Source organism: Photobacterium indicum (assembly GCF_003026215.1).
Lineage (GTDB): Bacteria > Pseudomonadota > Gammaproteobacteria > Enterobacterales > Vibrionaceae > Photobacterium > Photobacterium indicum.
The window spans coordinates 653259-675111 of sequence record NZ_PYOC01000002.1 but is presented as its reverse complement, the minus strand read 5'-3'; the positions used below and the strand labels follow the sequence as shown (position 1 = coordinate 675111).

Here is a 21853-nt window from a genome sequence, read left to right as displayed (position 1 = left end):
AGGAAGGGCATTATAGCACGAAGCTCTAAATGTGAGCGGAGACTAATTTCTGTATATTTTATAAATAAAGTGCGACGGATATCACGAAATTAGATTGAACCTTATAAAACAGTTATCTAAATATACCAAAGCAGAATAAAAAAACTATAAAAACCGGTGTTTTATAATATTAAAGGTCTTGTTTTGGTGCGTAATAATCATTATTTCAGTGTTTTATCCTGTTTATTGTGGTTTGGAAATTAGGTTGATCTGGTGGGTTTTATTGCAATTAGCGGTCATCATGTGGTCTTTTTATATTCATGTATTTGTTTTTTAATGGGTTTTATGTTTTTTGTTTTTTTATTTAGAGTATTTGACACGTAGAATGAAACTCTGTCAGGATGAGCTCAACAAGTTACTCGCTCTTGGTTTACTTTTTCTGTTTACATTTCAAACAGAGAGTTAGCCGAGGGAATATAAGAAAAGGAATTCTTTAAACGGAATTTCACTCTAAATAATAAAAGGCAGTGGATTATCATGAAAAAGACTCTTGTAGCACTAGCAGTTCTAACTGCAGCTGGTTCAGCAAATGCAGGCATCAACTTATATGATGCAGACGGCGTTAAAGTCGATATGTCTGGTGCGGCTGAAGTTCAGTACTTCCAAGGTTATGCAGCAGATAGCAAGTCTAAAATCCGTTTGGATGATGGTGACCTAGCAGTTAATACAACAATTGCTGTTTCTGACCAAATGAACGCTGTTGCTGGTATCGCGTTTAAATTTGAAGATCAAGAAGTAACAAGTGACGAGTTATGGGTTGGTGTTGGTGGTGATTTCGGTACACTTACTTTCGGTCGTCAATACTTAATTGCTGATGATTCAGGCATTGGTAAAGATTACGAGCTAGGTGGTGACGGTATCGATTTCGTTCAGGCGGATGGCGATCAAGTTATCAAGTATGTATTTGACAATGGTCAATTCTACGCTGGTGTATCTGCGCTTCTTCAAGAAGATGGCAAAGACAATGGTGATGAAACAACAGTATATGACGGTCGTTTAGGTGCGCGTTTCGGTAACTTCGATGCACGTGTTTACCTATACTCTGGTGATGACGTAAGCTCTGATAAGTTTGATATCTTTAAAGATGCAGACAAAAAAGCACAAGCTATCAACATTGACGGTTACAACCTTGAAGCTGAATATGTAATGGATGCATTCGCATTCTCTGCTTCTTTCGGTCAAGTTGATTATGAGCTAGCTTCAGATAATACAAAGAAAGTTGATGCAGATACTGCAGCTCTAGCTGGTTCATACACTATGGACAAAACAACTTTCGCTCTAGGTTACACATACTGGGCACCTGAGAATGATGATGTTAACGTATTCTACGCGAACGTTACTCAGCAGCTTCACAGCAATGTGAAAGTATACGGCGAAATCGGTACTTCAGATGAAAAAGATTCTGAGTTCGGTTACGTAGCTGGTATGGAAGTAACTTTCTAAGATTGATTCAATCTAAGAAAACTTCTTAAGAAAGCCGCCATTTTGGCGGCTTTCTGCTATCTACACCGCATTCATTTTGTTTCTCGTGATTTACTCTCTAATGCTATGTAGCGTGTCATTACAGAATAGTGGCAAAATGAATGGGTATATTATTTGCCGTTTTACGAAAGGATTTAACATGAAAAGATTTGCGCTTTTAACATCGTTGGCAATTATGACATTGGCAACCGCAGGGGTGCAGGCTGCAACCCTGTCGACCAGTAAGAATATTGAGTTGCTAGTGATTGATGGTAAGAAGGTGGAATCGTCTTATTGGTCACCCACTGAAAGTGTGGAACTGGCCGATGGTAAACACCAAGTCGTTATTCGCTTTGATGGTGAAGTGAAAAATGGATCAAAAAATACAATTTACACCACACGCCCTTATTTGTTTGATATTAATGTCGCAGATAAAGATGCCAAAATTGTCTTGCCAACCTTGACGACACTTTCACAAACCAAGGCTTACTTTGATCGCGGTGCAGATTGGACTCTAGAATATACCGATGGCACAAAAGAAGCGCTTAAAACGGTAGAGCTGAAAGGTGATGGTTTTGGTTCTTACAGTAATATGGAAGAGTTAGTTGCTAAGTACAACAGTAAGCATGGCATTGTATTTGAGCAAGGTTATGCTGTTGATTTAGAGCAAGTCGCAGTGAAGGTCGATGAGGCAGGAAAAATTGAAATTACTGGTGATTCTTTAACTCAGCTAAAAATGTGGTATACCAAGGCATCAGCCAAAGAAAAGAAAGCATTTAAGATCTGGGCTGCAGAGCATGATTTTAACTAATAGTTAATAGGGCAGGAGTACGAGTCCTTTATACGTACTTTGCTTTTAAGCCGTTAACAAGATGAGGGCGAGGGGTCTAAAAAGATTCGTTGCCCTTTTCTTGTTTGTTGCCTTTTTCTTGTTTAGGTTGGAATTTGCTATGCAAAGCCTAGTCATGATGATAACGGCTATGATCACGACAAGCATGGCAGCGCGGTTGTGCAGGATCAGCTTTTAGCTCTGATTCCTCAATTTCTTCTTCGCAATCGACACATAAGCCATACATGCCTAACTTTATTGAGTATACCGCTGCATCCACTTTTTCCATTCGAATAGCCAGATCAAACAAGTTAGGAATAAAAGAGGATTTTGCCATCATGATCAGGTTATTAAGATCGGCATTCTCAATAGCTAATGCTGATGGTACTAATGTATTGAGCTGCATTTCATGTTTGAGATCTTTTGAGAGCATCAGATGCTCTTGCTCTAAGTTACTTTGCAGTTCTTGGTAAATAATGTCTGACGTTGTCATAGCTGCTTTATTTTCTTAGTGGTGGTGAATTCAGTCTAGATCGCTTTTATTCTTTGATTGTGATTTGAATCAAACCTTTATGACTCTTTGCTCGAATACCCTCATTTTCCTTCGGTTTTTGTCACTTTCTTTATTCGCTATAGTGGCCAAACAATAAATGGAGTTCAAAGAAGCTTCGAATCGAAATTTTATCAGTCGCTCAAAATAGTCGAAGAAGGAAGTACAAAATGGAACAGGATTTTAAAGACCCATACAATTTCACCTATTTTGTTGGTTTTTTAGCAGTATTATTAATTCCGACTTTACCAGCAAGTTTAACATTAATTGGTATGTTTACGCGTTAATATTGTGCCAGCCATTTGTACAAGAGTTAAGAAATATGCATCTCGTTGTTGCGTGTTGTACAAATGGTTATCACGCCCTTATAACCGATATTTTTTTTCTTCTCTCTTATCTCGTCTTATTATCTATAATTTTAGGCTGCGTTTTTTGTTACTTGCCTACAACCCAATAAACTCGCCCAAAGGGAACACCACTGGAAGCCAACTTCTGTGTCTAGCGATCTTAAAAGAGAACCACTCTTCTATCAACCGCTATCCTTGAACTTGACTCCCAGTAGTGTTCTGAATGGTCAGATAATTAATGGAATTGGTATAATTGGGTATAGAATCAAAAAATGTCGAACTCTGGAGTAGATAATGAGGGATTTGATTAAACGGACATTGCTGATAACGATAGGTTGGATTTGTGTCGTACTCGGTGTTATCGGTATCTTTCTGCCTTTATTACCCACTACGCCATTTCTATTGTTAGCGAGTGCCTGTTTCATGCGAGGTTCGCCGCGTTTAAGTCGTTGGCTACATCTGCATCCTCATTTTGGTCCCCTTTTAAACAATTGGCACCAACATCGTGCTGTCTCTACTGTTGTAAAACGTCGAGCAAATATTTCGATAGTGCTTAGCTTTGCTTTTTCAATTTATATCGTCCCGCTTCTTTGGCATAAAATGATGCTGATTGTGATCGCTGCAACACTCCTTATTTGGTTTAATCGATTGCCTGTAATGGAGTCGGTTGCTACAACTCAAGAAAAGCAATAAAATTGCCGGCTGTAAGAATACCAAACTGAACCATTCTCTTTGATTAAGCAGATAATCATTCAGTTTGGTATTTTTGTTTAAGCCTGCCAACGCTGGCATTTACTTCGCTTTTAGCATTCAACTCGTAGAGTATATTGGGTGCGTGGAAAATTATTATGACTAAAGAAACTGTAAATAACGAACAACTAACGTTGATTAAGAACAGTATTAAATCGATTTCTGATTACCCTAAGCCAGGTATCTTATTTCGTGATGTAACAAGCCTGATGGAAGATCCTGAAGCTTATCGTGCCACTATGCAGGTGCTGATTGAGCGTTACAGCAATACAGGAATTACCAAGGTCATTGGTACTGAAGCGCGTGGTTTTCTGTTTGGTGCTCCTTTAGCATTAGAGTTAGGTGTGGGTTTTGTGCCAGTGCGTAAACCGGGTAAATTACCACGCGAAGTGATTTCTGAAAGCTATGAATTAGAATACGGCAAAGACATACTTGAAATTCACGTCGATGCTATTGTAGAAGGTGACAAGGTTCTGCTTGTTGATGATCTACTCGCAACTGGCGGTACAATTGAAGCGACAACAAAGCTAGTTCGTCGTTTAGGCGGTGTGGTTGAAGATGCTGCGTTTGTTATTAATTTGCCAGACATTGGCGGTGCAGAGCGTTTAAAAGGCATTGGCCTGAATGTATTTAGTATTTGTGATTTCGACGGCCATTAATGGTTGTTTGGATCATTAAACGCAGTGATTACGATAGTTAATTATTTCCTCTAGCCAGAATGACTTAAATCTGGCTAATGATTGGGCGCTCATCATTGCGCCCTCTCGCTCAAATACCCTCTCTGTGCTAGCATTGAATTCTTGATTTTGTAGGGCTATACGACATGAGTTATCAGGTTCTGGCACGGAAATGGCGACCGCATCAATTTAGTGATGTAGTAGGGCAGTCACATGTATTGACTGCGCTGTCTAACGCTCTCGCGCACAACCGTCTTCATCACGCATATTTATTTAGCGGCACCCGAGGTGTGGGTAAAACCACTATCGCACGAATTTTTGCCAAAGGGCTTAACTGCGAACAGGGTGTTACAGCAACACCCTGCGGGCAATGTGGTACGTGTAAAGAAATTGATGAGGGACGTTTTGTTGATCTATTAGAGATCGATGCGGCATCAAGAACGAAAGTAGAAGATACGCGTGAGTTACTTGATAACGTTCAGTATAAGCCTGCACGTGGCCGTTTTAAGGTGTACTTAATTGATGAAGTGCACATGTTATCTCGTCATAGTTTCAACGCCTTATTAAAGACGCTAGAAGAGCCACCGGAATACGTTAAATTTATTCTCGCAACCACTGATCCTCAAAAGTTGCCAGTGACGATTTTATCTCGTTGTTTGCAGTTTCATCTAAAGCATTTAGACAATGATCAGATTCAAAGCCAGTTATCTAACGTATTAACGCAAGAAAATGTTGATTTTGAACCGAAAGCATTAAGCCTATTATCACGTGCTGCCGAAGGTAGTATGCGTGATGCATTAAGTTTGACTGACCAAGCGATAGCGCTGGGTAATGGCCAAGTTCATGCTGATTCGGTTTCAATGATGTTGGGTACGTTAAATACAGATCAAGCATTGTTTTTGTTAGAGGCTGTTTCTGGTGGTCAAGCGAATACAGCGATGGGTGGGCTTGAAGAACTCGCGAGTGTTGGTGTGGAATGGGATAGTTTACTACGTGAATTAGCCGCACAATTACACCGTGTTGCCATGCATCAGGCATTACCGGCAGCATTAGATATGAGTGCCCCCGATGCTGATCGTATTATTACGCTTAGTTCAGCAATGACCCCACAAGATGTTCAGCTGTGTTATCAAATTGCGTTGCAAGGTCGTCAAGATTTAGCGTTCGCACCTGATGGTCGTATAGGACTTGAGATGGTGTTGCTGCGCATGTTGGCGTTCAGACCTGTATCGGGGAGTGGGATTACACCTCAATCTATTAATGTACCGGCAAGCGAGCCTGCTGTTGCACCGACGATGCCGTCTGGAAGAGCACCCAATGCGCCTCAACAAGGTATGCAGCGTGTTCAAGCATTAAAAGCGCAGATGGGATCGCAGCCACAAGCCGCTACTTCAAGTTCTATTCAGGAATCAGCGGGTACAGTACCGGCAGAGCAGCATCAGCAAGTGCCGACGTCACAGGAGCCTTCTCGACAAGATCCGACACCGCCACCTGTACAGTACCAACAGCAAGCTCCTCATTCAGAGCAGTCTGCAGCACCACAGAATATACCGCCAGCACAACCACGTTCAGCAGCTTCTGGTTTACTGGCTGCGCGTAACAAGTTACGAAGCCAGTCAAAACGTGGTAATGAAGAGCAACCTGTAAAAAAGGGTGAACCGGCGCCAGCTAAAAAAGTCGCAACGAATGTGTTAGACCGTATTGCCAACAAGCATGCGGGGATGCGTGTTCCTACCACAGGAAACACTGTAACTAACAGTGCGATGCCAGCGTCGATGATAGCGACTCATGCAAATGGTACTCAAGCAAATGTGCCTGAGAAAAAAGATGAGTATCAGTGGAAACCGATGCAACCGGTAGCACCTGAAGAAGATACCAAGCTTGAGGTTGCCCCGCGTAAATTAAAGCAAGCGTTAGAGCATGAAAAAACACCTGAAATGGCGAAATTACTTGTCAAAGAAGCGGCAAATCAGGATAGTTGGTCCGATTTAGTGACTAAGCTAAATGTAGGACGGTTAGTTCAACAGCTAGCGTTAAATTCAGCGTTTGAACAAGATAGCAATCAGGTTACTTTGTATTTACGCCAATCGCAGAGTCACCTAGATAACCCGAAAGCACGAGAGCAGCTGGCGCAAGCCATTGGCGAGCTACAAAGTGTAGACATTGATTTAAAGATTGAGCTGAGTGGTAAAGGCCAGACGCCATTAGAATGGCGTGAAGGGCTCTATCAGCAGAAGCTGGGTCAAGCAAAAGAAAGTTTAGAGAGTGATGCTAATGTCACTTTTATCCGCCAGCGCTTTGCCGCAGTGTTGGATGAAGACAGTATTCGGCCATTGTAATGTAGCGAATTGCTACAGAGCATAATGAATTTCAACCAGACCAATAGAGAGAGATAATATGTTTGGTAAAGGTGGTATGGGTAACATGATGAAGCAAGCGCAGCAAATGCAAGAGCGCATGCAGAAAATGCAAGAAGAAGTCGCAAATATGGAAGTTACTGGAGAGTCTGGTGCTGGCCTTGTAAAAGTGACTATTACGGGCAATCACAGTGTTCGTCGTGTTCAGCTAGATGATAGCTTAATGGAAGACGACAAAGACATGTTAGAAGATCTTATTGCTGCGGCATTTAACGATGCTTCACGTCGTGTTGAAGAAACGCAGAAAGAAAAAATGGCAGGTGTTACTGGCGGTATGAATTTACCAGCTGGCTTTAAGATGCCATTTTAATCAATGCGAACCAGTCATTTACTGGAACAATTAATGGAGGCCTTACGTTGTCTACCTGGGGTTGGTCCCAAGTCGGCGCAGCGTATGGCCTTCAATTTGTTGCAGCGAAATCGCCAAGGCGGTTTACAGCTTGCTGATGCATTAAATCGCGCAATGACTGATATTGGTCATTGTCGTGATTGCCGTACATTCACTGAAGATGACATTTGTGCAGTTTGTGCGAATCCTCGTCGTCAGGAAAATGGTCAGATCTGTGTGGTAGAAAGCCCTGCTGATATTGTTGCGGTTGAATCAACAGGACAGTTTTCTGGTCGTTACTTTGTATTGATGGGTCACTTATCGCCATTAGATGGTATAGGCCCTTCAGATATTGGCTTAGATACCCTTGAGTTCCGCCTACAAAAAGAAACGATAGCTGAATTAATTTTGGCGACGAATCCTACTGTAGAAGGTGAGGCAACAGCGCATTATATTGCCGAGCTTTGCCATGAATACGGTGTACCAGCAACGCGTATTGCACATGGTGTACCGGTCGGTGGTGAACTAGAACTTGTTGATGGAACAACCCTTTCTCATTCATTAGCGGGTCGCCAGAAACTGAACTAATTGCTTAGCAATGTACATTAGACCTTTCGATTGAATTGAACAGAGTTCGTAATAGATGCCAATCATAGAGATAATCTGTGGTTGGTATTTTTTTGTCTTTTTGCTACCCGTTTAAAAATTATCCTTTAACTAGCCATTTTCCCTCTTGCTTCTCTCTTCTTTGATGTCTTTATTGTGCTGTTATATAAATCCATTAAAGATCAATGGATTAACGTTTATTTTGAGGTGTTGAGTTTTTTGTAGTTCTGTTTAGTTTTTATATCAGGTTAATTTCTAATGATAACTATATAAATAATGTTTAAGTCTGTTTTTCTTTATAAGTTGTTGTTATCTATTGTTTAATAACTCCCATCATTGGAATGAAGTTTACAGCTAAGGAAGATGTTTCAAAATACTCGTCAGAGTGTGTAACAACACATTGACGGAAAATGAAAGCATCAGGCTACTACGGATATTTTAATAAAACATCGTCAAGTGTATCTGGTCAAGTAAGGCTAATAATAAATACGCTGACAGTTAGGAGTGAACATGAAAAAGACAACAATCGCGATCCTTGTTAGTGGTGCTTGTATGGCAAGTGCATCTGCAATGGCTACTACAGTTTACAAAGATGACACTACAAGCCTCGATGTTGGTGGTCGTGTAGAAGTACGTGCTAACTTTTCAGATGCAAATAAAACACTAGGTGATGATAATAGTTTTGAAAACAACTCGCGTGTTCGTTTGAATATTGGTGGTGAACATGCTGTTAATGATGACTTAAGTGTTCTTGGTTTTACAGAGTTTGAAATTACTGAAGATAGTGATTACAGCGGTGATAATGAAGTTCGTTATATGTATGCGGGTTTCTCATCTAAAAAGATGGGTGATTTAACCTTCGGACACCAAGATAATGCTGTTACTTACTTAACAGACTGGACGGATAAAGCTGAAACATTCAGTGGTAGCATCAACGAGTATAATGCTTCTACTTCTGACCGCGCGGCAAACGTTATCCGTTATGGTTATGCGACAAACAACCTAAACTTCCAAGCAAGCTACAACATTGATTCCACATCAACTAACAACGAAGGTTGGAATGCAATGCTAGGCTACGACACAGGCTTCGGTCTGAACGTAGGTGCGGGCTACTCTGGTAGTGAACAAAAAATCAATAACGTTGGTAACCAACGTGCTGATTCGAATGTTGCTATTGTTGCTGCACAATACCAAAATGATATGGGTATTGATGTAGCGATGACTTATCAAGGCGGTAAGCTTTCTGCGGTAAACAGCAATGGCGGTACAGGCTTGAATGAAAGTGATTTTAATGCGGTAGATGCTTACTTAGGTTATAACTTTGGCAATAGCAATGTGAATGCGACATATAATTATTTAAGTGCAGATGATTCTAAAGACTTCGATATTAATAATATCGGGGTTGAGTACGCACATTATATGGGTAACTTTACTGCGTTCGTAAGCTATAAGTTTGCACTTCTTGATGACAATAAGAATGCTTCTTATGTAGGCGATAATGCTGACGATGAAGCAATGATCGGTGCTCGTTACGCATTCTAAGATAGCGATAAGCTAAAGATTGAACAGTAATAAGGAGCCTAGTGGCTCCTTATTTGATCTTGATTAATAGAGGAGTCGGAACTGTATTTTTAGCTAAAGTCAGATCCCTATCTATTCACCAGAAAAATTCATACATAAAAAAACCACACCTAATCAGATGTGGTTTTAGAATAAAAGGGTCTTTATATCATTTTAGAGTTACCGTTATTCTTACAGTGAATACAAAATATTTGAACCGTAAGTTAAGCTTGTTAGCAACATTGATTTTTGATCGATAATATCAATGCGACGGCTTTGTTGAGCATCCATACGGAAAATCTTCTTCACAATAGTAAGATGCTGCTTTTTAAAGTCTGCATTTTTCCCTGATGTAATATCTTTAAATTCCACAGGTTCAGTCAATAAGTAACCACCGCTAATATCCCAGTTACCAGACTCAGAGATATGTAGCGTTAATGGCGATTCTTCATTACTGAATAATTTCATTAGTGTAATGCGCGAATACGTTTTATTGGGTAAATACACAACATGGCTCGTTTGCTCTACGCGACGTAGCATACCCAGCGTATTAAATTGCGTTTCTTCAATACGACTTACTGTAGTCGATTGCCATTCACGAGACATCAGCAATTGGTCTAACTTAAAGTCACTTGAATAATAAAGCCAAGTGCTAAAGATTCCCGACATGATCAAGACCATAAATGGCCAAAAACGTTTGACAAAAGAGGGCATTTGAGTCGATTTGTTTTTTATTGGCATAGCTTCGAATTATCCTCTTGGCTTGTTAGCAGGCGAAGCGTTACATTTTCATTTGGCACTGATGTGTCGTGAATATAGTTCAACCAAATTGAGTTGTTTTGACCGCCCGTTACAATGATATCGACGGGGCGAATTTTATCTTTATGACTTTCTAAATAGGTCGTTACGCACTCTGAAATCATCGGTTTCCAATCACTAAGAACAGGATGAATCTTTGTCGTTGATACGGTTATGCCATCTACAGCTAGTAGTGGTGTAAATGCTGCTGACTTAGGTGGAAAACTAAGGTTAACCAGTAGAGGTAATAAGCATGCGAGCGCTAGAGCAACCCAGCCTAATACCATGTTTTTTTGTGCTGGCACAGCAGCAGTAACAGTCGCCTTGCCTGATGAATGATTAACATGTGCAGTTGCTGCCGTATTATGGCGGGGTTCATCTTTGTGATGGCTGCTTTCATCTATTGAATCTGTATTGTCCGCGACTTCTGTTACTGGGGTTTCTGTACTATCAGTGTCGCTATTGTATTCTTCAACAGGAGCGATCATTTGATAACCGCGTTTAGGCACGGTTTTTATAAACTCTGGTGACTTTGTCGAATCTTTTAATGCTTTACGCAGTGTTGAGATTGCTTGAGTTAAGCTTGAATCATCAACTTCAAAACCCTGCTCTCGCCATACATAATCATGTAAGCGGTTACGAGTAATGATGGCGCCTGGGTCTTCAATTAATAAACCTAGGGCTCGGCTTTCATTGCTACCTAGGCGTGTTAACTCATCACTTTCATATTGATCGATCAGGCTGTTATCGTAAGGGTCAAAAAGGAATCGTTGCCCGATCAAGTATTTGGTGGAAATTTTAAGCATTTTTTGCCCCGGATATATAGTTCGTGCGTCTATATATCATATTTGTACTGAACACAGTCTGAATATAAAAAAATAAAAACACACACTGAAAAAATCTAAAGTGTATGAAAAGGCCTATTTTAGGTTGAAAATACATTATTTGACCATATATATCTAATGAATTACGTAAACTAACTGTTTCGGAGTACTAGATGAGCGAACAAGGTACACATATCAACAAGGAAACGCGTGGCTTTCAGTCTGAAGTCAAACAATTACTTCATTTGATGATTCATTCTTTATATTCGAATAAAGAGATTTTTTTGCGTGAGTTGATTTCTAATGCGTCGGATGCTGCAGATAAGCTTCGCTTCCGTGCTTTGTCTCAACCTGATTTATTTGAAAATGATGCCGATATCGGTGTGAAATTATCATTCAATGCAGAAGCGGGTACGCTAACCGTTAGCGATAATGGCATTGGTATGAATCGTGATGATGCTATTGAACATCTAGGTACGATTGCAAAATCAGGTACAAAAGACTTCTTTTCTAAATTGAGCAACGATGAATCAAAAGATTCACAGTTAATTGGTCAGTTTGGTGTTGGTTTTTATTCTTCTTTTATCGTGGCTAAATCAGTAACGGTTAACACACGAGCTGCGGGTGAAACTGCAGATAAAGGTGTAAGTTGGACGTCTGAAGGTGAAGGCGACTACACCGTTGAAGATATCAACAAAACAACACGCGGTACGGATATTATTCTGCACTTGCGTGATGATGAAACTGAATTCTTAAACGAGCACCGTTTACGTGACATCATCGGTAAGTATTCTGATCATATCGGCATTCCCGTTCATATCTTAGTGACTGAGAACGATGATGAAGGAAAACCAACAGGCAGTAAGTGGGAGCAAATCAATAAAGCTCAAGCCTTATGGACACGTAATAAGTCAGAAGTAACGGAAGAAGAATATAAAGAATTCTACAACCATGTTTCTCATGACTTTGCTGAGCCATTAACGTGGAGCCACAACCGTGTGGAAGGTACGCAAGATTATACAAGCTTGCTGTATGTTCCATCTGCAGCCCCGTGGGACATGAACAATCGCGATAGTAAGCATGGTCTTAAGCTATACGTTCAGCGTGTGTTTATCATGGATGATGCTCAGCAGTTTATGCCAAGCTACCTACGTTTCATGCGTGGTTTGATTGATTCAAATGATTTGCCTCTAAACGTTTCTCGTGAAATCTTGCAAGATAACAAGGTGACTCAAGCGCTACGTAAAGCATGTACGAAGCGTGCACTTAGCATGCTGGATCGTATGGCAAAGAACGATGCAGAAAAATACCAGACTTTTTGGACTGAATTTGGTCAAGTGCTAAAAGAAGGCCCTGCTGAAGATTTCTCTAATCGAGAAAAAATTGCTAATTTACTTCGCTTTAGTTCTACAGAGAACGATACAGCCGATCAAACAGTATCTTTAGCTGATTACGTATCACGTATGAAAGAAGACCAAGAGAAAATTTATTTCTTAACGGCTGATAGCTTTACTGCAGCAAAAAATAGCCCTCACCTTGAGCAATTCCGCGCGAAAGGCTTAGAAGTTATTTTAATGCACGATCGCATTGATGAATGGTTGATGAGCCAATTACCTGAATTCGACGGTAAGCAGTTCCAAGCAATTACCAAAGCGGATCTTGATCTTTCTAAGTTTGAAAACGAAGAAGATAAAGAAAAGCAAAAAGAAGCAGAAGAAGAATTCAAATCTGTTGTTGAACGTGCAAAAGGCTACCTTGGTGCTCGCGTTAAAGACGTACGTACAACGTTCAAACTACATGATACACCAGCGGTTGTTGTCACAGATGAAAATGAAATGGGCACGCAGATGGCGAAATTACTCGCAGCTGCTGGCCATGATGCACCAGAAGTGCAGTACATTTTCGAAATTAACCCAGAGCATGGTTTAGTGAAGCAAATGGCGAACGAAGCGGATGAAGAAACATTCGGTCGTTGGATTGAGCTGCTACTTGGCCAAGCAATGTTAGCGGAGCGTGGTTCATTAGAAGACCCATCACAGTATGTTGCTGCGGTGAACAAGCTTTTGATTAAGGCCTAATCGCTTTTATGCCTGATACTGATTATCTTAGTATCAGGCATTGTTTGTTTTCGTTTTTGTATCAAATTGTATTCTGATAACGCATGTAATCGCAGGCAAGACGGGCTCTAGGCTTGCGAGTAGGGGCTATTCAGTGTATTTTCCATGTCTTCAAAGTTACCCTTTTTAAATCCGATGTTTTTTAGTGTTATTTAAATTACAGGTTTTAAAAACGATAACTTTGTAAAACTACAGTTTATTTTTTAAAGGGGATCAAGATGCGCATCATTCTTCTGGGCGCTCCAGGTGCAGGTAAAGGTACACAGGCACAATTCATCATGGAGAAGTTTGGCATTCCACAAATTTCTACTGGTGACATGTTACGCGCAGCGATCAAAGCGGGTACTGAGCTAGGTAAACAAGCGAAGTCAGTTATTGACGCTGGTCAGTTGGTGTCTGATGATATCATCCTTGGTCTGGTTAAAGAGCGTATTGCCCAAGACGATTGTGCAAAAGGTTTTTTACTTGACGGCTTCCCTCGCACAATTCCTCAGGCTGATGGCTTGAAAGAAGTGGGCGTTGTTGTTGATTACGTAATTGAGTTCGATGTTGCTGACAGTGTAATTGTTGAGCGTATGGCAGGTCGTCGTGCTCACCTTGCATCAGGTCGTACTTATCATAGTGTTTACAACCCACCGAAGGTTGAAGGCAAAGATGACGTAACTGGCGAAGATCTTGTTATCCGTGAAGATGACAAAGAAGAAACAGTGCGTGCTCGTTTAGGTGTGTACCACAACCAAACGGCACCATTGATTGCTTACTACGGTAAAGAAGCAGAAGCTGGCAACACACAGTACCTGAAGTTTGATGGTACTAAGGCTGTTGCAGAAGTTAGTGCTGAGTTAGAAAAAGCACTAGCGTAATTATTGGTTTCATTACCAGTAAGAAAAAAGCGGGTATACCTTTAGGTTGCTCGCTTTTTTTTTGTTTATAAAACTTGAATTCGTCGCTTAATGATAAGATAGACTTAATTCTTGATTTTGATGAATGTGCAGTGGTAGCAATGAAAAATAATAACTATGGTGTTTTACTAGTCAATTTAGGGACGCCTGATGAAGCATCGCCAGCGGCTATCAAACGTTTCTTATCCGAATTTCTGCATGATCAGCGTGTTGTTGATATGACCCGTTGGCTTTGGTTGCCTATTTTACATGGTGTTATTTTACCCATCCGCTCGCCTAAAGTAGCAAAGCTTTATCAGTCTGTATGGATGGAAGAGGGCTCTCCGCTACTGGTGTATTCTCAACGCCAGCAACAAATGCTAGAAAAACAGTTGAATGTACCAGTGGCACTTGGTATGACTTATGGTGTGCCGAGTATCTCTACGGGGTTAGCAGAATTAAAGCAGCAAGGTTGCGACAAAATATTGGTATTGCCTCTGTATCCTCAATATTCGGGTACAACCACAGCTGCTGTTTTTGATCGTATTGCAAAAGAGCTAAAACAACAGCCTTATATTCCAGAGTTACGTTTTATTAATCATTACTTTGATCACCCTGATTATATTGATGCGTTAGCACTATCTGCTTCAGAGTTCTGGGCTGAAAACGGTAAGCCAGATTATTTACTGTGTTCTTATCATGGTATTCCCAAACGTTATGCAGATAACGGTGATCCGTACCCTAAGCATTGTCATACTACAACCGAAAAACTGGCTGAAAAGCTGGCAATGCCTCGTGAAAATATGAGTATGAGTTACCAATCAATTTTCGGTCGTGAAGAATGGTTGCAGCCATATACTGAAGCGACTATTGAAGCATTGGCTAAAAAAGGCGTTAAACGGTTAGACGTTATGTGCCCTGCTTTTTCTGTTGATTGTTTAGAGACATTGGAAGAAATTGCAGAGCAATGCAAAGAAACCTTTATAAACGCTGGGGGCGAAGTTTTTAATTTGATTCCATGTTTAAACGATAACGAAGCACATATTCGCATGATGGAAAATTTGGTTATTCAGCACACTCAGGGTTGGTAGCAAAGGTTTGCGTCGTTGATATATCTTTATTGAGCTCTTAAAAACTGTGAGAGCTCAGTATTTTTTGTACTATATTGTGTGATAGAATCCACAAAAATCTCACAACAGACAGCCCATTTACATGAAATTTCCAGGCCAACGAAAATCAAAGCATTACTTTCCAGTACATGCTCGTGATCCGCTTTTAAGTCAAACGAAACAAGAAAAGCGTTTAACTCGTACTCATGTGGTCGGTATTGATCAGACTTTGGTTGATATTGAAGCGTATGTTGATGACGAATTCCTGGAACGCTATGAGCTAAGTAAAGGGCACTCGCTTGTCATCACTGATGAAAAAGCAGAAGAGCTATACCGTGAATTAAAAGACAATAATCTCATTACGCATGAATTTGCGGGTGGCACGATTGGCAATACATTACACAATTACTCTGTACTGGCTGATGATAAATCAGTGCTATTAGGTGTTATGAGCAAAGATATTGAAATTGGTAGCTATGCATACCGTTATCTTTGTAATACCTCTAGCCGTATGGATATGAACTTCCTTCAACCTGTAGTGGGTCCTATTGGCCGTTGTTTTGCGCTAATGTCTAAAGATGGTGAACGTACTTTCGCCATAAATGAAGGACGCATGAACCAACTGCATCCTGATAATATTCCTGAGTCTATTTTCGAAACAGCTGCAGCACTTGTGCTAACGGCTTACCTTGTTCGTTGTAAAGATGGTGATCCAATGCCAGAAGCAACGATGCGAGCGATCGAATTTGCTAAGAAATATGATGTACCTGTTGTACTAACGTTGGGCACAAAATTTGTTATCGAAGATGATCCACAATGGTGGCGTGATTTCCTTCGTGAGCATGTGACTGTGGTTGCGATGAACGAAGATGAAGCTGAAGCACTTACTGGTGAGTCAGATCCATTAGTTGCTTCAGATAAGACTCTGGACTGGGTTGATCTTGTTTTATGTACCGCGGGTCCTGTTGGTCTTTATACTGCAGGCTACACAGAAGATACTGCGAAGCGCGAAACTAGCTTACCATTATTACCGGGTGAAATTGCTGAATTTAACCGTTATGAATTTAGCCGCCCAATGCTGAAAACAGAATGTGAAACGCCAATTAAAGCGTATTCGCACATTGCACCTTACATGGGTGGCCCAGAGCGTATTAAGAACACCAATGGCGCGGGTGATGGCGCACTATCTGCGTTACTGCACGATATGTCGGCTAATCATTACCACAAAGAGAATGTGCCTAATTCAAGTAAGCATCAGCAGAGCTTCCTAACGTATTCTTCATTTTCACAGGTATGTTTATATGCAAACCGAGTGAGCTATGAAGTGCTTGCACAGCACTCTCCGCGTCTTTCTCGTGGCTTGCCTGAGCGCGAAGATAGTCTGGAAGAAGCATACTGGGAGCGTTAAGCTTCAGTATAGAGTTATGAGTTTCTAGAACCGAGTTTCGAGAATAAAAAAACCGCCAAAGAATGGCGGTTTTTTGTTTTATATCTGCGCTAATTTGAACAAAGAAGAGGCGAGAGTGTAAATTAGCCCCTCTATATACTCTTATTTATAAGCTTCGTTGTGAACGGCTGCAATGGCACGCCCTGAAGGATCTGCACTGTTCTTGAAGCTCTCATCCCACTCAATGGCTTTAGCGCTTGAACATGCGATTGACGGACCACCAGGAACACACTTGGCAGCGCTTTCTAGTGGAAATAGCTCTTCAAAGATTTCACGGTACATGTAGCCTTCTTTGGTTGTTGGCGTGTTGTACGGGAATCGGAAGCTCGCTGTCTCTAGTTGTTGCTCAGTGATTTTAGCTTCAGCGACTTCTTTTAGACTATCAATCCAGCTATAGCCTACACCATCAGAAAACTGTTCTTTTTGGCGCCATGCCACTGATTCTGGTAGGTGATCTTCAAAACACTCACGTAGGATATGCTTTTCCATCTTACCGTTGCCACACATCTTATCTTCTGGGTTAATGCGCATCGCAACTTCTAAGAATTCTTTATCTAAGAAAGGTACACGTGCTTCAATGCCCCAAGCCGCCATCGATTTGTTTGCTCGAGCACAGTCAAACATGTTCAACGCTAGTAGCTTACGTACTGTTTCTTCGTGGAATTCACGCTTGTTAGGTGCTTTGTGGAAGTATAAGTAGCCACCGAATACTTCGTCGGCGCCCTCACCAGAAAGTACCATTTTAATACCCATTGCACGGATTTTTCGTGACATTAAATACATAGGTGTCGATGCGCGAATTGTTGTTACATCGTATGTTTCAATGTGGTAAATCACGTCACGAATTGCATCGATACCTTCTTGAATCGTGTAAGTCAGCTCGTGGTGAACAGTGCCAATACTATCTGCGACAACTTTTGCTGCTTTAAGATCTGGCGCATTTTCTAGGCCGACGGCAAAAGAGTGCAATGTTGGCCACCAAGCTTGCGATTTTTCATCATCTTCAATACGACGAGCAGCAAATTTCTTGGTGATAGCTGAAATAATCGATGAATCTAATCCGCCAGAAAGTAGTACACCATAAGGTACATCGGTCATTAATTGGCGTTTAACTGCACTTTCTAGTGCATCTTTTAGTGCCACTTTGTCTGTTGGTGCATCAGCAACCGTCTCAAATTCCATCCAGTCACGTTTGTAGTAACGTGTTGGTTCCCCTTTTTTGCTCCACAGAAAGCTTCCAGGAGGGAATTCACTGATGGTTTTACAGATTGGTACAAGTGCTTTCATTTCAGACGCAATGTAATAGTTACCATGTTCGTCATAACCTTGGTACAGCGGGATAATACCAATATGGTCACGTCCGATTAAATACGCATCTTCAACCGCATCATAAAGAATAAAGCCAAAGATACCGTTTAGGTAATCAAGTAGTTCAGGCCCTTTCTCTTTATATAGAGCCAAAATGATTTCACAATCAGATTCGGTTTGGAAAGGGTAGTCTGGTGCAAATTCTGCACTTAATTCTTTGTGGTTATAAATCTCACCATTAACTGCTAAAACATGTGTTTTATCTTGGTTGTAAAGTGGCTGCTCGCCGCTATTCAAATCCACAATTGCTAGGCGTTCATGCACAAGAATTGCTTTATCCGATGAATAGATACCTGACCAATCAGGACCACGGTGACGCATCTTTTTTGACATTTCTAGTGCAGTCGCACGCAATGCTGATGGATCACTTTTAATGTCTAAGATACCAAATACTGAACACATACTTTCCACTCCAACCAAACGGTTTTAATTCTATCCCTAAATTCTTTCGGGTTAAGATTCCAGCATCTAGTTAGATTTATAGACTGCCTCATCCTTTCCCTTTCTGATTGTTAAAATTGCGTATTCTGTAAGTAAATGCAATAAAAAATATCTGTTCAATTAAAGAAAATAGCCTGTGGTGAATATCATTCAGTTAAATTGGTTTTTTCCGAATTTAATCTAATGTCGGTGGCTTTTTCGTACAAAAAAACAAACGGCAGCCGAAGCTGCCGTTGATTTGTTTATGAGACTTTCTTATCCCGAGTTGAGGTTAAATAGGCTTAATATCAGGTTCTAAGTGCTCACATACATGGCGAGCAAAGCCACTTCCTGCTTCGTTGTAGATATTAAAAGCGGCATCTACGCCTAGCTCATGAAGCAGTTCTTCATCGTCATTATATTTAGCAATGGCTGCCACTTTTCCATCGAAATTACGCAAGTTAACCTGTTCTAAAGCAAAGGTGTTTGCTTGGCTATGTGGCATTGCCAATAAAATTAATTTAATACGGTGATTAGCGATGACTCTTGCCCAAAAGTCGGGGTCAGTAGCGTCACCATGAATCACATTACGCCCTTCATTACGATGATTCAGTGCCGAATCTTCACGGTTTTCAACACCAATCACTTGTTTGCCATAACGGGTGACAAGCTCATCGTAGGCACCACTGCCAATACGACCCATACCTAAAATGAGTATTTTTGCTTCACCTAGATCAATGAGTTGATCATTCGCGTTGAGCTTTTCAGGGGCGTATTCTTTGAGCCATTTTGATGCCTCTGTATAAAGTCGATGCCCCATACTGTTGAGTGGTGCTGCAATTAAGAATGATAACGATACAGCGATGGCGATGGCGACAAGGAAGTTGCCTGGTAACCAGCCCAGCTTGTATGCCATGCCACTCACAATAAGTCCAAATTCACTGTAGTTAAATAACGTGAGTGTACCCAATAACGATGTACGAACACGGTAGCGACTAAAGTTGAAGATAGCGTAATAAAGCAATCCTTTAATCGGTAATAGCAGTAGTAATAGAATTGCCATTAAGAAGCCATCAAACGTTGGTTGTTCTGCTAAGCCTATATTGAGGAAGAAGCAGACAAGTAATAACTCCTTTAAATTAAAGAGCGTTTTCGACATTTCTGATGCTTTAGGGTGAGCGGCTAGCATCATGCCAAGAATTAGCGCACCCAGATCGGCTTTCATACCGACTAATTCAAATAAACCCGCGCCTGCAACTAATGCAAGGAAAATAGCATAAAGTACGAGCATTTCACCATGCCCAGCTTTATCCAAAATCTTGAACATAAGCGGACGTAACAAAGGAAGGGCAAATAACCCTAACGCGGTAATTTCGGGTACTTTGCCTGTTGAAAATGTGAGGAAAAGTACGGCAAAAATATCCTGCATAATGAGGATACCAATGGCGAGAGTACCGTATGTTGCGTTGAGTTCTCCTTTTTCTTGTAATGCTTTTATCGCAAATACCGTACTTGAAAACGAGAGCGCAAAAGCCAGCAATGCGAGTTGCATTAGCTCTAAATCAGCTAGCATACCAATGCCGAGCTGTTTAAAACCCAGTAATGCCAGTGTAAATAATGCTGTAGACAGTAAATTATGGAGTGTTGCTCCTCCCCAAATCTCTTTGGCTAGTAGCGTTTTTACATCGAGTTTTAAACCAATGGTGAATAATAAAAGTGTTACACCAAGATCGGCCAATACTGTAAGCGTTTCGGTTGAATGAAAGCCTGCACTATTAAGGGCAAAACCCGCCAATAAAAAGCCCACTAAAGGCGGAAGTTTGCACCTCAAGGCAATGAAGCCTGCAAGAAATGCGGCAATAACGAAAACGAGTTCCATAGCCGGAGTGACAATCCTTTAATTTAGAGCTTAAAATTATATCTATACCCAAGTTACCTCAAGGTTCTCGTTGAGTACCCATTAGTATTATCGATATAATATTTAAGCTTTAGCTGATATTTGCGCGTAATATAGCATAAGGGGGTGTGTCTGTCTGACGCACCCCCTTAAAAATAAATTGTTACAAATTAATCAGCTATATCAACTTAGCATTCATTTACAGTAACTATCAGTCTTCTAATAGTCGTTGTAGAAGTACACCATTTAGCATAGCACGCTTAATCATTGAGAAAGCGCCAATGGTAGGTTGGTTGTATAGTTCTGATGCAACTATTGGTAAGTCTTTGTGGAATGTTGAAAGTGATTGAGTTTCAATGCAGCGGCGAATTGCAGGGAAAACCACATCTTTTGCCTGAGTAATATTGCCCGCAATCAAGATTTTCTGAGGATTGAATAAGTTAATCGTCATCGCTAAGGCTTTACCTAGCTGATTACCTACTTTAATTAACGCCTGACTTGCGAGCTCGTCACCATTATTGGCCGCTTCACAAATTGACAGCATCGTAATGCCATCTAACTCTTGTAAGCTACTCGGGTAGCCTTGATCCAGAAGTTGTTGAACGTGTGCAACAACAGCAGGATCGGCAGCAACTGTTTCTAAACAACCAAAGTTACCACATTGGCATTTATCACCAAGAGGGTCGATTTGAATATGCCCGATTTCACCAACGTTACGGTTAAACCCAAGAAATACCTGACCATTAACGATAATACCGGCACCAGTACCATGATGCATACTAACAAGAATTGAGTCTTTGCAGTCTTTGCTTGAGCCGAAGTAATGTTCAGCAAGCGCTAAGCCTCTGATATCATTACCAACAAAACAAATAACACCAAAGTTATTTTTGATTGTATCTGCCAATGGGAAGTTATCGACATCAATATGAGGCATGTATTCAACAATGCCTTTTTCAGGGTTAATTAAACCTGGCAGTGTAATACCAAAAGCAACAAGTTCTTTTATTACGTTCTGGTTACCCGAAATAAACCGGCGTATATGGCTTAATAACCCATCAGTCAGTTCTTGTTGAGTCGTGTAATAGAAATTATGCGCAGCACTTGCGATATGCTTACCACTAAGGTCATACAGCGTAATTTCGATATAATTTCGTCCAAGGCGAATAGCAATGGAGTGGAAAGCGGCTGACTCAGTTGTCAGCGAAATAGCACGTCTACCACCGGTAGAGGCTTGTTGCGCGACCTCTTTTATTAAGCCGCGCTCAAGCAACTGGCGGGTAATCTTAGTAACACTTGCAGGCGCAAGCTGACTCACGTCCGCAACCTGAATCCGTGATATAGGGCCTTGCAAGTCTATTAATCTGTAAACAGCCGCACTGTTAAGCTGTTTAACCAGATCTACATTACCAATTTGTCCGCCTGTCATAT

Annotated in this window: 18 protein-coding genes; 12 read left to right on the top strand and 6 right to left on the bottom strand. The window is 40.9% G+C overall.

What is annotated here, in order from left to right; translation table 11 throughout:
- Positions 1–516 precede the first annotated feature (516 nt).
- Together C9J47_RS08935 and C9J47_RS08930 are read left to right on the top strand one after the other, a co-directional pair.
- Positions 517–1482 carry a porin gene (locus C9J47_RS08935; protein ID WP_107253197.1) on the top strand — a complete coding sequence of 322 codons (966 nt, stop codon included), beginning with the start codon at positions 517–519 and terminating at the stop codon, positions 1480–1482.
- A gap of 178 nt (positions 1483–1660) precedes the next feature.
- Positions 1661–2311, top strand: coding sequence for a YccT family protein (locus C9J47_RS08930; RefSeq protein ID WP_107253196.1), 651 nt, complete (start codon positions 1661–1663; stop codon positions 2309–2311).
- A gap of 148 nt (positions 2312–2459) precedes the next feature.
- On the opposite strand, the gene C9J47_RS08925 is transcribed toward C9J47_RS08930, so the two are convergent.
- Positions 2460–2822, bottom strand: a complete 363-nt coding sequence (locus C9J47_RS08925) for a conjugal transfer protein TraR (protein WP_107253195.1) — start codon at positions 2820–2822, stop codon at positions 2460–2462.
- Between the two features lie 698 nt (positions 2823–3520).
- Here C9J47_RS08925 and C9J47_RS08920 point away from each other — a divergent pair.
- From C9J47_RS08920 to C9J47_RS08895, 6 genes are all read left to right on the top strand, one after another.
- Entirely contained in the window at positions 3521–3919 is a 399-nt protein-coding gene (locus C9J47_RS08920) for a YbaN family protein (RefSeq protein ID WP_107253194.1), read from the top strand.
- 155 nt (positions 3920–4074) lie between these two features.
- Positions 4075–4635, top strand: a complete 561-nt coding sequence (apt, locus tag C9J47_RS08915) for an adenine phosphoribosyltransferase (protein ID WP_107253193.1) — start codon at positions 4075–4077, stop codon at positions 4633–4635.
- A gap of 164 nt (positions 4636–4799) precedes the next feature.
- On the top strand, positions 4800–6992 hold the full coding sequence (dnaX, locus tag C9J47_RS08910; RefSeq protein WP_107253192.1) for a DNA polymerase III subunit gamma/tau: 2193 nt from the start codon (positions 4800–4802) through the stop codon (positions 6990–6992).
- Positions 6993–7050: 58 nt separating this feature from the next.
- Positions 7051–7380: a YbaB/EbfC family nucleoid-associated protein gene (locus C9J47_RS08905; protein ID WP_006231083.1), complete on the top strand. Its 330-nt coding sequence runs from the start codon at positions 7051–7053 to the stop codon at positions 7378–7380.
- Between the two features lie 3 nt (positions 7381–7383).
- Positions 7384–7986 (top strand): recombination mediator RecR, encoded by a 603-nt coding sequence (gene recR / locus C9J47_RS08900; protein WP_107241044.1) that lies wholly within the window; start codon positions 7384–7386, stop codon positions 7984–7986.
- 528 nt (positions 7987–8514) lie between these two features.
- A complete protein-coding gene (locus C9J47_RS08895) occupies positions 8515–9546 on the top strand; it encodes a porin (protein ID WP_245903388.1) in 1032 nt (343 codons plus the stop codon).
- Positions 9547–9756: 210 nt separating this feature from the next.
- Here C9J47_RS08895 and C9J47_RS08890 read toward each other — a convergent pair whose 3' ends face one another.
- Complete coding sequence (locus C9J47_RS08890; RefSeq protein ID WP_107253190.1) at positions 9757–10305, bottom strand: regulatory protein ToxS; 549 nt, start codon at positions 10303–10305, stop codon at positions 9757–9759.
- The gene (locus C9J47_RS08885) at positions 10296–11168 is read right to left on the bottom strand and encodes a winged helix-turn-helix domain-containing protein (RefSeq protein WP_107253189.1); all 873 of its coding nucleotides are present in this window, start codon (positions 11166–11168) and stop codon (positions 10296–10298) included. Before C9J47_RS08885 ends, C9J47_RS08890 begins: the two co-directional genes overlap by 10 nt.
- A 191-nt stretch (positions 11169–11359) precedes the next feature.
- On the opposite strand from C9J47_RS08885, the gene htpG reads away from it, so the two are divergent.
- The 4 genes from htpG (at position 11360) to C9J47_RS08865 (ending at position 16701) form a co-directional block, all read left to right on the top strand.
- The gene (gene htpG / locus C9J47_RS08880) at positions 11360–13264 is read left to right on the top strand and encodes a molecular chaperone HtpG (protein ID WP_107253188.1); all 1905 of its coding nucleotides are present in this window, start codon (positions 11360–11362) and stop codon (positions 13262–13264) included.
- Positions 13265–13521: 257 nt separating this feature from the next.
- Positions 13522–14166, top strand: coding sequence for an adenylate kinase (adk, locus tag C9J47_RS08875; RefSeq protein WP_006231089.1), 645 nt, complete (start codon positions 13522–13524; stop codon positions 14164–14166).
- Between the two features lie 140 nt (positions 14167–14306).
- Positions 14307–15275, top strand: coding sequence for a ferrochelatase (gene hemH, locus C9J47_RS08870; RefSeq protein ID WP_107253469.1), 969 nt, complete (start codon positions 14307–14309; stop codon positions 15273–15275).
- A 121-nt stretch (positions 15276–15396) separates the two neighbouring features.
- Positions 15397–16701, top strand: coding sequence for an inosine/guanosine kinase (locus C9J47_RS08865; protein WP_107253187.1), 1305 nt, complete (start codon positions 15397–15399; stop codon positions 16699–16701).
- 141 nt (positions 16702–16842) lie between these two features.
- Here C9J47_RS08865 and asnB read toward each other — a convergent pair whose 3' ends face one another.
- From asnB to nagC, 3 genes are all read right to left on the bottom strand, one after another.
- Positions 16843–18510, bottom strand: a complete 1668-nt coding sequence (gene asnB, locus C9J47_RS08860; protein WP_107253186.1) for an asparagine synthase B — start codon at positions 18508–18510, stop codon at positions 16843–16845.
- Between the two features lie 310 nt (positions 18511–18820).
- The gene (locus tag C9J47_RS08855) at positions 18821–20407 is read right to left on the bottom strand and encodes a cation:proton antiporter family protein (protein ID WP_107253185.1); all 1587 of its coding nucleotides are present in this window, start codon (positions 20405–20407) and stop codon (positions 18821–18823) included.
- 229 nt (positions 20408–20636) lie between these two features.
- The gene (gene nagC / locus C9J47_RS08850; protein ID WP_107253184.1) at positions 20637–21851 is read right to left on the bottom strand and encodes a DNA-binding transcriptional regulator NagC; all 1215 of its coding nucleotides are present in this window, start codon (positions 21849–21851) and stop codon (positions 20637–20639) included.
- Positions 21852–21853 lie beyond the last annotated feature (2 nt).